The organism is Kitasatospora sp. NPDC001095 (genome assembly GCF_053598615.1).
Window position 1 is genome coordinate 11,904 of the sequence record NZ_JBSFKQ010000047.1, and the last position, 12,880, is coordinate 24,783.

Here is a 12,880-nt window from a genome sequence, read left to right on the forward strand (position 1 = left end):
GATCCGCCCGGTGCTTTCCACAGCCTGTGCACAGTCGGTAGCCCTTGCGCGGCTCAGCCACGCTTCCGCAGCATTGCCTCCAGGTACAGCTGCTGCTGGAGGTCGGTCAGATCCCGGGCGAGTCCCTGGAGCATGCTGAGCGGGACCACCGCCCAATCGCGCTTGCCGTCACGACTGCGGACCGAGATGGCCGCGACCTGGAAGGAGTCGCCGAGTCGAAGCAGGTCCTTCGCCAGACGTCGCAGCCGGAGCCGGCGCCGGTCCTCCACGGTGAGGACCACGGCGACCAGGCCCCCGCCGGCCTCCCGGATCGCCTCAGCGGTGATGGTCGGCTCCTGGTCCAGGAGCACATCCACGATCTCCCGGTCGATGGTGTAACCGCACGCGTTCATTGAATCCCCCTCAGAATGAGGCGTCGGCCGGCACGAGGCGCAGGCTGACGCGGTCAAGTTCGTAACTGCTGTAGGTCTGGCCGGAGGAATCCTCGAATCCCTCGCGATTTTTCACAGGCGAGATGTGCAGTAGCCTCCCGTCCATGCCGTCGATCTCCTTGTGAATGGTCAGGATCAGCGATGGGACTCGGCCGATCTTGCCCTTCACTCCGGAAAGCGGAATAGGCTTCGTGCCGTCGGAGTGTTCGCCCGTCACGTGGTGAAGTGCGAGGACGTGAGCCCGGGTTTCCCGGGCCATCTCGGCGAGGTATTCACACAACCCTTCCAGGCTGAAAGTGAAGCTTTCCGCATCGCCTATGTTTCCGACATCGATATTGGTGATGTTGTCGACGACGATCAGATGCGGGTAACACCCGAAGACCTCGAAGTAGGCCGCGAGGGTCACCTCTAGGTCGGCCAGCGAAGGCCTGGCTTCGTAAACGAATCGGACCCACCAGCGCCTACCGAGGATTTCGGCGTACTCATCGAAGTCACCTTCCAGCAGCCGGCGCTTGACCTCTCTCACGTCGGCCCCGGCGATGATGGCCGTGGCCCTGCTGAGCTGCGTCGCCGCCCCAGAGTCGGCAGAGAAATACAAGGCCGGCATGTTGCCGTCGAGCGTGAGGTTCAGAGCGAACAAGCTCTTGCCCGTACCGGGTCCGGCAGCCGCCATTGAGAACTCGCCTCGCCGGAACTCCACCTCCATCTGGCTGAGGCCCTTGAACGGGTTCGGGATCGGTTCGCCGGCCGCCCCCTTGATGGCTACGGACTGTGCCAGAGAGTACATTCGAACCTGCATCCTCGAATCAAGTTTGGCTGGATAAAAAAAGCCCCCGGGGGCGCCTTGATGAACAACCTAGTCGAGCGAGTGTCCTCGAATCAAGTTTTTATCGAAAAAAAGAGCACTTGTGCTGTAGGTCACAGAAGCGGCAGAGGAACCCGGGCTTCGCCGGAAAATCCCCACGCTTCACCCCGCCATCCATCGCGGCGAAGCGCTCGCCAACCTGCTCCCCCGTCACCTCACTCAGGTCCACGGGGCGCGACAGGCCTCCCCTCTTCGCGAGATACCAGTCCCCCTTTCGCACCTCAACATCATGAACGAGCCGCATTGCAACGGCGTACGTTTCCAGTTGGAACCTCGACTTGGTGCTGCCCGTCTTGAGGTCCCGAACCCGTACGGCGCCGTCGACCTCCGTCAACAGTTGGTCGATGAAGCCGCGGACCTGGATGCCACCCAGTTCAACGTTGAAGCCGAGTTCCAGACCTGGTTCACCGTCGGGCGTAGCCCAGATGGCCGGCTGGTGCTCCTGCGTCCACGCCCAGTACTGCCGGGTCTGGTCTTGGCCGAGTACGTACCGGTGCTCAATGTCCTGACCGCCGCCTCCGCTCGCCGACAGCCAGCGGTTCGTGTTGGGCTCCCGATCCAAAGCCGCATTGACCAGCCGCCCGTACTCGTCACTGAACAACTGGACCGCTTCCTCCTCGCCCATCTGCCGCCCCGAGCGCTCGATGGCCTCGGCCGCCGCATGGAACGCGGTGCCATGGTGAGACCAGGCAGCCGGCAAAGGGGTTTCCCCCTCCACGCGTCCGAGCCGGTACCGCTCTCCACAGCCCTCGTACAACAGAACCTGGCTCACAGAGCGCGGCTTATTTCGAACATCAGACATTGAGTGCAACTTTCGGGCATATTCGGACAAAGGTGTGCGCTTGGCTGCCAGCGAAGTCGGGGTGTGGCCAAGCATTCTCAAGCCGCCGAACGATCAACTCATCAAGCCGCCGACCATACCGGGCGAGCAACTGCCCCTCCAGATCGACTAGTTCCGCTATATCTCCCTCGCCAAGATTGTCGGCGTAGCAGACATCCCAGACTTCCCCTATCGAGGATTTTGCGTGATAGATCACAACAAGACCGTCCGACCGCATCACGCGCAGTCGACTTGACGCAGTCCGATCAAAGTGGGTGCTCGAATCCTTGGCTGTCGTGATAAGCACTGCCCCTCCTCGTTTGGCCACACAGCGTGACACGTTCAGTGCGAGACGTCCACAACTTATCCCACACGATACTGACATCGACCTCGAATCAAGTGTGGTGAGGGTCACCGGCGCTCGCGTTATATGATCGTTACCACTCCGTCGGCGCGCCGTAATCCGACGGAGCGTCAGAAAAAACAACAGGCCCCACACTTGTGGGACCTGTCGTCTTACGGTTAGATGACCCGTTAATCCTCTGGGGCTGAATGATCCTCAGGAAGGCTCAACAGCGCCATCTTTTCCGGTGCGAGGTCCGGCAAACCTTCGGGCCAGCGAACAACTAGTGACCGATCGCTGGGACGCCGTGCCACGTAGGAGAAGCCGGCCACCGAGTCGGGGTCGTAAGCCACGACCAGCTGCTCTTTCCTGAGCCGCTGTTCAAAGCGGTAGCCCCGTGCCATTTGCTGGTCGCTCATCTGGGCATCCCCCAGCCGACTCCTCAGCCAGTATTTCAGATACTGAACCGGCCCCTGGTTATGATGCGATCCCGCTCCAGTTGTTGCCTTCACCTTCCAGATTTCGCCAATCAAGGAATTCACCTGATTGATTGTGGGCATTCTCCACAAGCCGAGTCGGTGAAGCCTGTAGTCAACGGCAGCAACTGTTACATCGTACCTCTTGGCGATTTCCTTATTTTTAACTCCGAGAGCAAAAAGCCTTGAAAGCTCCAAGTCGTCTGGCAGTTTCGCCATTCTTGGTTCCCCTTGCCAGTTTCGGCTAGTACGCCTCGTTAAGTGCAGGCAACCCTAGCCCAGCCGTGACCTCGAATCAAGTACCCTTCTCAGTCGAAAGCTTGTTCGACCCATCATGTGACCCGCGTCTCACTTCAACGGATTGTGTCCTGGGCCCTCCCCAAAGGACACATACGTCTTTAGTGAGAGAACAAACAAGAGATGAAGTCTCAAACAGGCACTAAGGTTTCACTAAAGTATCCTCGCCCCGTACAGAGAGTCACAAAAATAAACCGAACGTGCTGTTTTGACTCCCTTGTTGAGATTTGAATCTTCAAGGTTGTAGTCCAGCCAACGGCCCCGGCTGCCAGACCAGCATCCGGCCGGGGCCACAGACCACCGGGAGGTGACCATGCCCAGAGCCGCATCTATCTGCCTGGTGAGCGGGTGTACCTCCCGGACAACCCGCGACGGCCGGTGTGTCGGCCACCAGCTCCGTCGCTCCTGGGATCGGACCTCGGCCCGCAACGCGAGCCGGCCGGGCGACTGGTCGTCCCGTCGAGTCCGGGTACTCGCCCGGGACCGTTGGCGGTGCCAGCGCTGCGGAACTCGCGAGGCCCTGGAGGTTGATCACCTGGTTCCGGTGGCCCAGGGCGGTTCCTGGGCGATGGAGAACCTGTGGACGCTCTGTAAGCCGTGTCACCGTTCGAAGACGTACAGCCGGGGATGAGCCCTGGCGATCTGGACCTAGCTCAGTTGGTAGAGCGCCCGTTTTGGGAGCGGGAGGTCGCAGGTTCGAGTCCTGCCGTCCAGACGATGTCCGTGCCGCGTAACACGGGCTTCAGGGGTGTAGCCCAGTTGGCAGAGCAGCGGTCTCCAAAGCCGTTCGCCGGAGGTTCAAGTCCTCTCACTCCTGCCGTGCGGGTCGCTCCCGCAGGCCCCGAAACTCCCCCGGTACCAGGGGACAGAGGGGCGGTGCTGGTCGTCCAGCGGCCTAGGACTCCTCCCGAGCAGGGAGGCGGCACCGGTTCGAATCCGGTCCAGCACACTTCAACTGCCCACCCTGGTGGCGGGCTTCGTCGTCCCCGGAGGTGGCACCGTGACACGAGGGCCGCAGCCGAAGAGCAGCGCCGTTCGGCGGAACAAGCACCCGCACGCCCAGGAGCTACGCGCTGGCGCCCAGCCCGGCCGAGAACTCCCCCGCGGCCTCGGGATCAAAACGGCCGGGGCCAAGAGGTTCTGGCGGACCTGGGCGACCTCGCCGCAGTCGGTGGCATGGGTTGAGACCGACTGGGCCGAACTGGAGATCACTACCCGTCTGGTGGACGCCCTGTACCAGGGCGACCTTCGGCATGCCGGGGAGATCCGGCAGAGAACGAGCAAGTGGGGCGCCACGACCGAGGATCGAGCCCGCCTCCGGATGAAGATCGAGGACCAGGACCAGGCCGAGGACGCCGACCAGGCCCCGGCCGAGGCGTACGACCTGGACGAGGAGCTGTTCAAGCTCCTCAGCGAGGAGCACCAGCAGGACAGCTGAACAAGGGGGTGGTTGGGTGCCGCAGACCGGCAACATCCCCCCGGGTGTCCCGCACCCGTCCCGCTCCCTCGGCTACCAGATCATCCGGTGGGCCCAGAAGTACATTCTCCAGCCCGACGGCGAGAACGCCGGCAAGCCGTTCCGCTTCAGTCCCGAGCAGCTTCGCTTCGTCCTGTGGATGTATGCGATTGATGACCAGGGGCGGTGGCTCTATCGGTCGGCCGCGCTTCGGCGCGCGAAAGGCTGGGGCAAGACTCCTCTTCTCGCAGCACTCTGCATCGTAGAATTCATCGGCCCGTGCCGGTTCTCCCACTTCGACGAGAACGGCATGCCGGTTGGAAAGCGCGTCCCGCTGCCTCTGGTGCAGATCGCTGCCACCAGCCTCGACCAGACGGCCAACACTCGGGACATGATCCGCGGCATGCTCGCGGAATCCCCTGCTGAGGCCGAATACGGCATCGAAATCGGTAAGGGGCTGATCCAGTTCAAGGACGGCCGCCCCGGCCGTATTGAGCCCGTCACGTCCTCCTCGCGCGGTCTTGAGGGGGCGAGGCCTACCTTTGGTCGGCCCCCGGCAGAAGCATTCCTGCTGGGGGCCGAGCCATGTCTTCGTTGTTTGTGACGAGGTACACCACTGGATTGAATCCAATCAGGGTGTCTATGTCTGGGAGACCCTGGACCGCAACGTCCAGAAGACGGCGGGTGCCGGCAGTCGGCTCATCGAGACGACCAACGCCTACAACCCGAATGAGGCGTCCATTGCCCAGCGCACCCACGAAGCCGTCCTGGCGGGTGCCGGGCGCCTTCTCTACGACTGCGTCGAGGCCCTTGGGGAAATCGACTTCAAGGACCGCGAACAGGTCGTCGCAGCGGTTTGCGCGGCCTACGGTGATTCGACCTGGGTCGATGTCGACGGGATCGCCGATGCGATCCAGGACCCCCGTACTCCCCCGGCAGTTGCTTACCGTTTCTATCTGAACCGGATTCAGGAGAATGCGGACGGCTGGATCTCCAAGGACGCCTGGTTGGCGTGCTTCGCCGAGGACGACCCTATTCGCCCCGGCGACCAGATCGCCATCGGCTTCGATGGTTCTCTCCGAGGCGACGCAACCGGGATTGTCGGTTGCCGCCTCCGGGACGGCCGGCTCTTCACGATCCACCTCCAAGAGAACCCCCGCGACCCGAATCAACCGGATTGGGAGGTTGACGTTCTGGCGGTCGAGGCCGCTGTCGGCCGAACCTTCCGGGATTACCGGGTCGAGTGGATGTACGCCGATCCGCCGTACTGGCAGGAGGCCATCGGCCGGTGGTCGATCGAGCACGGCGCCGACCGTGTTTTCGAGTACTGGACTAACCGGCCTACCCGCATGGTCCAGGCCACCGAGCGATTCCATTCCGCGGTTGCAGTCCAGGATCTTTCCCAAGACGGTGACGAGGATTTGACGCGTCACGTGTTGAATGCGGTAACCCGAGAGGTCCCACAGGGAATCCTCATTACCAAGGACAGTCCCCGATCCAAGAAAAAAATTGACCTCGCGGTCTGCGCAATCCTGGCCTTCGAGGCCCGTGCGGATGCCATTGCCGATGGTCGATTGCAGGTTAAGCGCAAGCGCGTAGTCGGGTTCTGAAGACCCCGCAGAGAGAGGGGTCTTATTGCCAGGACTTTCGATACCGGGGATCGGTTTCGCACCGACCACCCCACGCGAGTGGCTCGACTATCTCCAGAGCAAGCTGATTCGGGACCGGCCGAAGTTCCGATTCTACTCGGACTATTATGACGGAAACCATCAGCGGCTGGCCTACGCCCAGGCCCGGCACATCAACGAGTTCGGCCACGTCTTCGAGAAGTGGCGGGACAATTTCTGCGGCCTGATCATCGACTCCGTCAATGAACGGATGTCCATCGACGGGTTCCGCATGACCGACGAACCGGATGCCGACAAGGATGCCCGGGACATCTGGCAGCGGAATTTCATGGACGCCGAGGCCAACGCCGGCCACCTGGACGCCATGGTCCAGGGCTCCGCCTACGCCGTGGTGTGGGCGGGCGAGGACGGTCGACCGACGATCACCATGGAGTCGGCCGAGCACCTGGTTGTGCAGTACAAACCGGGTTCCCGCCGGCAGCTTGATGCAGCGGCGAAATTCTTCTCGGACGACTGGGGCCGAGAATGGGCAACACTCTGGCTCCCTGACCGGATCTACACCTGGCAAGCGGGCACCTTCGGCTGGGCCGAGGGTGCCGCCTCTTCGGAGCGGAATCCGCTCGGGGAAGTCCCCGTGGTGCCGCTCAACAACCGGTCCCGACTAACCAGCAACCCGTTCTCCGACCTGGCCTCGGTAATCCCGCTCCAGGACGCCACGAACAAGGTTGTTTCGGATGCGCTACTAGCCTCCGAGTTCGCGGCCTGGCCCCAGAAGTACGTGACCGGCCTTGAAATCATGGAGGATGCCGCGGGTAACCCCGTGGAACCGTTCAAGGTCGCTGTCGACAAGCTTCTCCAGGCCGAGGACCCCCAGGCAAAATTCGGCCAGTTCGACGCCGCCGACCTCGGCAACTATGTGAAACTGACGGACATGCTGGTCCAGCACATGGCCAGCACCAGCCGAATTCCGTTCCACTACTTCCTGAACGGCGGCGTCGTCCCGTCCGGCGAAAGTATCACGGCTGCCGAGGCCGGCCTCATTGCCAAGACCCGTGAGCGCATGCTCCATTTCGGGGAATCCTGGGAGCGCGTCATGCGCCTCTGCTTCAAGGTCCTCCGGGATAAGCGGGCAGAAGCCTGGGGTGCCGAGGTCATTTGGCGTGACCCGGAAAACCGCACCGAGGCCCAGCACATGGATGCCCTGCTGAAGCTGAAGATGATCGGCGTTCCCATGGACCAGCTCCTTTCTGATGCCGGTTACACACCGCAGCAGATCGCTCGGTTCAAGCAGATGCGCGAGGACGAGGCCAAGGCCGAAATGGAACTGGCCAAGAAGTACCCGCGCCCCGATCTCCAGCCGCAGCACGATACGGCTGCTCTCGACGCCAAGAAGGCGGCGACGAAGCCCCCGCAGGGCAATTCCGGCAACACCGCCCGGAAGCTCAGTGCCTCGAAGGTCTGACCGCGCCAAGCCCGCCCCCGAAATGGGGCCCTTTCCGTTTCTGACGAATGGAGTAGCCCATGACCGCCAATCCTTCGGCCCCGGACCCCGAGGGTCAGCCGCCTTCCACCTCCCAGACCCTACCGACCGTCGAGCAGCTTCAGACCGAGGTTGACAAGTGGAAGGCACTTTCCCGGACCAATGAGAAGCGTTGGAACGACACCAGTGCCGAGCTGGACGCGCTCCGCCAGGAGCAGATGACCGAGGCCGAGAAGGCCACGGAGAAGATCCGGGCCGACACCCGTACGGCAGTGCTCGCCGAGATGGGCCCGCAGCTGGTTGAGGCCGCGATCACCACGGAGGCCGCAAAGGCCGGCATTGAGATCGGAGACCTCCGCTTCACCGACCTGAACCAGTTCCTCGACCAGGACGGCAAGGTCAACCGGGACCTGGTCGGCGAGTTCGTCAAGAGCCGATCCGGCGACAAGCCCCTCTACGCCCAGAACCTCGGCCTCGGCCGCCAGGGCGGTCCGGGAGCCGGCCAGCTGTCCCGCGGTGACCTGTCCCGCATGACCCCCAAGGAAATCCAGGAGGCCCGTAAGGCGGGACTCCTGGACGCGCTGATGCGCGGCGCCCTTTGAGACGTGAGGTAACTGCTTGAGTTTCTATTCCCAGCCCGGTAACAACCCGGGTGCCGGTAAGTACCAGACCACCACCGGCCATTTCATCCCCGAGGTCTGGACAGCACAGCTCCTGAGCGACCTCGAAGAGCACCTGGTTCTCAGCGCCTCCCCCTTCACGAATCGCGACTACGAGGGCGAGTTCAGGCGCGAGGGCGACGTCGTCCGCATCCCCCACTTCGTGGACAACACGGTCTCCGACAAGGGCCTGGTGAAGGCCTACGGCGAGATCGCGGCGCCCGACCACGCGGCGCTGGAGTACATGAAGATGGTTGTCGCCAAGGGTAGTTCGTTCCACCTGGAGATCGACTCGATCCACCAGCTTCAGACCAAGAGCGGCATCGACCTGATGACCAACCTGGTTGCCCAGCGCGCCCGGGCCGCTGCGCTCGCCGTCGATGAGCTGGTGGCCCTCACCCTGCTCGCGGGACTGGCCGGCAAGGACCTGAACGGCTCGGAGGACCGCAACGCCACCGTCTCCGGCCTGCCGAACCTGGAGCTGGGCCCGATCTCCACCGTCCAGGCGGCCGACACCGGCCGGGACGTCAAGGAGCACCTGAGCGTCTATGACTACGTCGTCTCGATGCTGGAAGTCCTGGACACCCGCTCGGCGCCGCAGGACCGTTGGCTGTTCATCTCCCCGCGGATGCGCTCGATGCTGCTGCGCGACCCGAAGTTCATCGATGCCTCCCAGCACGGTGGCTCCGGCTCGGTCGTGGCCTCCGGCCAGATCGGTACGATCCTCGGCCTGCCCGTGATCGTCGCCAACGCGCTGGGCAACCACGCCCGTCCGAACTCCCCGGTGATCCGGAAGGGCAACGAGAAGTTCAAGAGTGTCGACCTCTTCATGGGCTCGACCTCGGCCGTCTCCGTCGTCGTCCCGTTCGCAGAGATGGAGGCCTACCGGCCCGAGAAGAAGTTCACCGGCGCCGTGAAGTCCCGGGTGCTGTACGACGCGAAGATCTGCCGGCCTGAGCAGCTGCTCGTTGCCCAGGGCGTTGAGGCGGAGATCAAGACGCACAACGCCGCAATCACTACCCCGCCGGCCTCCGGCTGATGACACGTTTCGCCACTGTTGAAGACGTGGCCGCCCGTCTCGGGCGGCCCGTCCTCGCGGACGAGCAGCCCCGGGTTGACGCTCTCTTGGACGACGTCTCCACCCTCATCTCTGAGTACTGCACGGGTAGTTGGGATCGAGCTGCACCGCCCGCCACATTCCGCGTGGTCACCTGTCACGAGGTGATCCGCTGGCTCTCGGTGACTCCCGGCGTGGTCGCCGAGAGGACCGGCGAGCTGGAGGTCCAGTTCGCGGCCTCCTCCACCGTGACCGGTCTGTCCGAGGCTGCCAAAGGAGGCCTTCGCCGCTACCGGCGAGGCCTCTCCTCTATCCACCTCACGCGGGAGGTACCGCCATGCCCCGGTACACCGAGCCCGTAGAAATCCACCGTGCCGCCCTTGTGGCGGACGCGTACACCAACCGGCGGGACTGGGAGAACTCCACCCTTGTCTGGTCGGGGTTTGCCTCGGTCCAGCCCGGCAGGCCGTACACAGTCCGGTCCCCGGAGCGGGAGACCACGGTTGACCGGCTCCTTATCTACCTCCCGCCTTCTGCCGCTGTCGACTCCGCGGACCGCATCACGGTCCGAGGGATCACCTACCAGATCGAGGACGAGCCCGCCCACTGGCGGGCCGGCGTCCTGTCCCACGTCACCATCAAGGCTGTGAGGGTCCGCCGATGACCAGGTTCACCCTTCGGATGGATCGCAACTGGGAGCGCGAGGTTCTGTCTCTCCCCCAGGCCCGAGAGATTGTCGAGCTGCACACTGCGGACGTTGCTGCCCTGGCCATCAAGGAGGCGCCGCGGGCGAGCGCGACCCGAGGTAACTGGAACTCGATCAAGAAGAACATCGAGGCCATGGTCACCCTCTACCAGAGCGGTTGGTACGGCCAGGTGGTCATCGAGTTCGACCACGATGTCCGTCACGCCATGCTCCAGGAGCGCGGTTGGAGGGACCGGCGAGGCCGTCGGCATCCGGGCAGGTTCTTCCTCAAGACAGCTCTGGAGAAGGCGAGGATTGAGTGATCGATCCCGTCAACATCCTCTTTGAGTACCTGAGTTCGCGTTCCGACCTGCCGCAGGGCAGTGTCACCGGGGACCTGGTGGGCCGCGAGGCCGGCCAGACGACCGTGTACCTGAATGAATCCGGCGGGTTCCGCCTGGTCCGGGATCGCATGGACCGAGCGGACGTCGAGTACGACGTGTACGCCGAAGATCGCGCAGAGGCTAAGCGCCTCGCGCTCCTGGTCCGCCAGGCCCTCTTGGAGGGGTTGCCGGGCCGGGAGGCCGGCGAGGCCCTGGTGCTCGACGTCGCCGAGATCTCCCGGCCCCGGTACTATCCGGACAGCGTGAGCCGTGAGCACATGTACGGTGGCGAGGCCAGCATCTTCTACATCGCGACCTAGCTGCCGTCAACTACGGCAGCCGCGCGTTGAGTTCCGCTGGACGCCCGACCTCACGTCGTGCAAGCATCACAGACGGACGGCAAGATATCTAACGCCGCTGCCACCATGCGGAGTCGCGACTTAGGCCAGGCCAGGCCTCACGGAGCGCTCTCGCAGGCAGAGGTATCCGATCAATGGCTGCTCTGCTTCCAACGACTGCCCAGCGCCACAGGGAACGTGGAAGGCGTGTTCATCCCGGCACCGATCCCCCGTGCTTCGCCACGGCCGGGGCCACCGGTGCCCTGATCGAAAGGAATTTGCGCATGGCCAGCGCCTCCTCCCCGTGAGGCGGGGGCTGAAGATCTTGGTTGGTAGTGCTGCTGCTGCCACGATCGCAGCCTCTCCGTGGTTCTGGTTGGCCCTCGTCAGTCTTCTCTTGCTGGTGTTCTTCGGGATCTTCCTGCCGTGCATTTGGTCTAGGAGGCCTGACCGACGCAGAGACGCCTACGAGCTGACCAAGCAAATCCTTAAGCTGTTTGAGCGGTGGTTCAAGTGAACTGCCTCTCGACCGCCCGCGCACCGCCCATCTCCCAGCCCCGCCTTCCGGCGGGGCTTTTTACTTGTCACCCCAATTAAGCCCTGCGGCCATCCGGCCTCGGGGCTTTTTTCATGCCCGGAGGACCGAGCCTATGGCTAATGACGCCCAGAAGATCCGATTCGCTCCCAACGGCGGCGTCTTTGTCGCACCCGCCCCTAATGGCCTGCCCGGTAGCACTCAGCTCCCGGTGGATGTCGGCGACGGCAAGGCCGTCCCATCCGGCTACAAGGCGTTTGGCTATGTCGATGAGGGCGGCGTCACCATTACGCCGTCCATTGAAACGGACCCGGTTAACGCCTGGCAGTCGGCGACCCCAATTCTGTACAACGTCAAGTCGGCTTCGATGCAGATCAAGGCGACCCTTCTGGAGACCAATCAGCTCACCAGTGAGCTTTTCTGGGGCGCCCCTTGGGTGGCCGTGAAGAACGATAAGGGTGAGGACACCGGCACCTATCGGCTGGACCTTTCCTCGACCCCTGACCTCCAGGAGATCAGCCTGGTGGTGGACTGGTCTCAGAAGGGCACTCTGTACCGATGCGTGATTCCGCGGGCCATGATTTCTGACCGCGGCGCGATTACCCTTCAGCGAACCGAGGCCCAGAAGTATGAGCTGACCATCAGCGCCCTGGATGCCAATGGAAGCCTGGGTTACGTGCTCACGACTGACAACATTAAGGGCGTCAGTGGTGGTGTTACCCCACCGGCCCCATTCACTCCCACGGTCGCTGTTCCGGGTTACGCATCCAATGATTCGGCGGCATCCTCTTGGACTGCCCGCGTTACCGTAACCGGCGTTACTAGCCCGGCGACCGTAAAGCTGCTGAATGGTGCGGGTAGCGCTTTCCAGCTTCAGACCACGCTGAACGCTGACGGCAATTTCGACGTGACCATTCCGAAGGGTCAGGCAACCGCCGAACTCAAGATCACTCACGCTGGCGTGGATTACTGCTACACCGTCGCCGATAAGACGCAGGTGGGTTCTTCCAAGACCTGCACGGTTGTGACCGGCTAACAGCCGATGGCCCTGCCGGGGAGGGCAATACCCCGGCCCCATTCTTTCCCTTTTAGATGCTGGAGTCCCCCCATGGCCGTTGCCAAGAAGACCGCTGCCTCGAAGACCGCTGCCGTGAAGGCCGAGGCAACCGAGACCCCCAGCTCATTTGAGCACGCAGGCGTGACGTTCGTGGTACCGGCTCCGCTGGACATGCCTCTTGAGCTGCTGGAGGCCGAATCCGAGCTGGAGGCGGTCCGCCTGATCGTCGGTGACGAGGCCTGGGCCGAGTACCGGAAGACCCGGCCGACCATCCGCGACTTCCAGGCCCTCGCCGACAAGGTCAACCAGGCTCAGGCCGGCTCGGGAAACTGATCGCCACCGTCCACGTCATCCAGGAGCACAGCGAGGC

At 63.3% G+C, this 12,880-nt stretch carries 17 protein-coding genes and 3 tRNA genes; 15 read left to right on the forward strand and 5 right to left on the reverse strand.

The features are described 5' to 3' along the window. Positions 1-53: 53 nt before the first annotated feature. The 5 genes from ACWDBB_RS28745 to ACWDBB_RS28765 form a co-directional block, all read right to left on the reverse strand. A complete protein-coding gene (locus tag ACWDBB_RS28745; protein ID WP_449792360.1) occupies positions 54-392 on the reverse strand; it encodes a hypothetical protein in 339 nt (112 codons plus the stop codon). A gap of 10 nt (positions 393-402) precedes the next feature. Then, positions 403-1,218: an AAA family ATPase gene (locus tag ACWDBB_RS28750; protein WP_449792361.1), complete on the reverse strand. Its 816-nt coding sequence runs from the start codon at positions 1,216-1,218 to the stop codon at positions 403-405. 100 nt (positions 1,219-1,318) lie between these two features. Continuing rightward, a complete protein-coding gene (locus ACWDBB_RS28755) occupies positions 1,319-2,068 on the reverse strand; it encodes a PD-(D/E)XK nuclease family protein (RefSeq protein ID WP_449792362.1) in 750 nt (249 codons plus the stop codon). A gap of 22 nt (positions 2,069-2,090) precedes the next feature. After that, a complete protein-coding gene (locus ACWDBB_RS28760; protein WP_449792363.1) occupies positions 2,091-2,423 on the reverse strand; it encodes a hypothetical protein in 333 nt (110 codons plus the stop codon). Positions 2,424-2,650: 227 nt separating this feature from the next. Beyond that, positions 2,651-3,154 carry a hypothetical protein gene (locus tag ACWDBB_RS28765; RefSeq protein ID WP_449792364.1) on the reverse strand — a complete coding sequence of 168 codons (504 nt, stop codon included), beginning with the start codon at positions 3,152-3,154 and terminating at the stop codon, positions 2,651-2,653. 391 nt (positions 3,155-3,545) lie between these two features. On the opposite strand from ACWDBB_RS28765, the gene ACWDBB_RS28770 reads away from it, so the two are divergent. The 15 genes from ACWDBB_RS28770 (at position 3,546) to ACWDBB_RS28840 (ending at position 12,843) form a co-directional block, all read left to right on the forward strand. Further along, a complete protein-coding gene (locus ACWDBB_RS28770; RefSeq protein ID WP_449792365.1) occupies positions 3,546-3,863 on the forward strand; it encodes an HNH endonuclease in 318 nt (105 codons plus the stop codon). 10 nt (positions 3,864-3,873) lie between these two features. Beyond that, positions 3,874-3,948: transfer RNA gene (locus ACWDBB_RS28775), tRNA-Pro, on the forward strand. A 28-nt stretch (positions 3,949-3,976) separates the two neighbouring features. Then, positions 3,977-4,049: transfer RNA gene (locus tag ACWDBB_RS28780), tRNA-Trp, on the forward strand. Between the two features lie 59 nt (positions 4,050-4,108). Continuing rightward, positions 4,109-4,181 (forward strand) — tRNA-Ala (locus ACWDBB_RS28785). 51 nt (positions 4,182-4,232) lie between these two features. Next, positions 4,233-4,670 carry a phage terminase small subunit gene (locus ACWDBB_RS28790; protein ID WP_449792366.1) on the forward strand — a complete coding sequence of 146 codons (438 nt, stop codon included), beginning with the start codon at positions 4,233-4,235 and terminating at the stop codon, positions 4,668-4,670. 16 nt (positions 4,671-4,686) lie between these two features. Beyond that, positions 4,687-5,292 (forward strand): hypothetical protein, encoded by a 606-nt coding sequence (locus ACWDBB_RS28795; protein ID WP_449792367.1) that lies wholly within the window; start codon positions 4,687-4,689, stop codon positions 5,290-5,292. Next, positions 5,231-6,298 (forward strand): hypothetical protein, encoded by a 1,068-nt coding sequence (locus tag ACWDBB_RS28800; protein ID WP_449792368.1) that lies wholly within the window; start codon positions 5,231-5,233, stop codon positions 6,296-6,298. Before ACWDBB_RS28795 ends, ACWDBB_RS28800 begins: the two co-directional genes overlap by 62 nt. Before the next feature lie 25 nt (positions 6,299-6,323). Further along, positions 6,324-7,778, forward strand: coding sequence for a phage portal protein (locus ACWDBB_RS28805; protein ID WP_449792369.1), 1,455 nt, complete (start codon positions 6,324-6,326; stop codon positions 7,776-7,778). 59 nt (positions 7,779-7,837) lie between these two features. Continuing rightward, positions 7,838-8,398 (forward strand): hypothetical protein, encoded by a 561-nt coding sequence (locus ACWDBB_RS28810; protein WP_449792370.1) that lies wholly within the window; start codon positions 7,838-7,840, stop codon positions 8,396-8,398. 16 nt (positions 8,399-8,414) lie between these two features. After that, a complete protein-coding gene (locus ACWDBB_RS28815; RefSeq protein ID WP_449792371.1) occupies positions 8,415-9,494 on the forward strand; it encodes a hypothetical protein in 1,080 nt (359 codons plus the stop codon). Between the two features lie 355 nt (positions 9,495-9,849). Continuing rightward, positions 9,850-10,176, forward strand: coding sequence for a hypothetical protein (locus ACWDBB_RS28820; RefSeq protein WP_449792372.1), 327 nt, complete (start codon positions 9,850-9,852; stop codon positions 10,174-10,176). After that, on the forward strand, positions 10,173-10,520 hold the full coding sequence (locus ACWDBB_RS28825) for a hypothetical protein (RefSeq protein WP_449792373.1): 348 nt from the start codon (positions 10,173-10,175) through the stop codon (positions 10,518-10,520). Before ACWDBB_RS28820 ends, ACWDBB_RS28825 begins: the two co-directional genes overlap by 4 nt. Further along, positions 10,517-10,900, forward strand: coding sequence for a hypothetical protein (locus ACWDBB_RS28830; protein WP_449792374.1), 384 nt, complete (start codon positions 10,517-10,519; stop codon positions 10,898-10,900). Before ACWDBB_RS28825 ends, ACWDBB_RS28830 begins: the two co-directional genes overlap by 4 nt. Positions 10,901-11,568: 668 nt before the next feature. Continuing rightward, positions 11,569-12,489 (forward strand): phage tail tube protein, encoded by a 921-nt coding sequence (locus ACWDBB_RS28835; RefSeq protein ID WP_449792375.1) that lies wholly within the window; start codon positions 11,569-11,571, stop codon positions 12,487-12,489. Positions 12,490-12,561: 72 nt separating this feature from the next. After that, positions 12,562-12,843 carry a hypothetical protein gene (locus ACWDBB_RS28840; RefSeq protein ID WP_449792376.1) on the forward strand — a complete coding sequence of 94 codons (282 nt, stop codon included), beginning with the start codon at positions 12,562-12,564 and terminating at the stop codon, positions 12,841-12,843. Positions 12,844-12,880: the final 37 nt, after the last annotated feature.